Source organism: Aureimonas sp. SK2 (genome assembly GCF_029813115.1).
Classification (GTDB): Bacteria; Pseudomonadota; Alphaproteobacteria; order Rhizobiales; family Rhizobiaceae; genus Aureimonas.
The window spans coordinates 1-661 of the sequence record NZ_JAPZDS010000068.1 but is presented as its reverse complement, the minus strand read 5'-3'; the positions used below and the strand labels follow the sequence as shown (position 1 = coordinate 661).

Sequence of the window (661 nt, the reverse complement as noted above, 5' to 3'; positions counted from 1 at the left end):
TAGCCCGCCGGAGACGAGAATGTAGCCGGTCCGGTAGCTGTCGACCTCAATCGGGCGAAGCGAGACGGCTTTCGTCGCCTCGTCGATGACCCAGACCGCGGCTCCCCCGGTGTCGGCCGACAGGGCGCGCCAGGACAGCCTCGCCAAGCGCTTCTCCTGTCCCTGCGCGACGCCGACGACGGCGCTTCCAAGGCCCATGCGCTCTGGCGGGGCGATCAGGGTCACGCGGACCCGCACCGTTCCCGTGCGGCTGTCGAAGGTCGGCGAGATCTCGCGGACCTTAGCCCGCGCCTCGACCCAAGGGTCGCCGACGAGGCGCACGGTCAGTTCGCCCGACGGCGACGGGTCTTCGAGAAGGAGGGACTCATAGACGTCGAACACCGCCTCGCGCTCGCCCTCGTGCGCAAGGGTGAAGACCGGCTGGGCCGCGGGGGCGACCTGTCCGGTTTCCGTGCGTCTTTCCGTGATGACACCGTCCGCGTCGGCCCGCAGCTCGGTAAAGGTCAACTGCTCCCGCGCGTTGGCCAGACTGGCTCTCGCACTGTCGAGATTGCCTTGCGCGTCCCGCAGGTCCTTGCGCGCGTTCTCGAAGTTGCCGCGCGTCGTCACGCCGCTCCGCAGCAGTTGGTCCTGGCGATCGAAGTTGATGCGCGCCTGTTCG

The 661-nt window shown here is 68.8% G+C and carries 1 protein-coding gene; it reads right to left on the bottom strand.

Annotated elements, in window-relative coordinates:
- On the bottom strand, positions 1 to 661 hold a 661-nt coding region (locus O5O54_RS22245; RefSeq protein WP_279484027.1), incomplete at both ends, for an efflux RND transporter periplasmic adaptor subunit.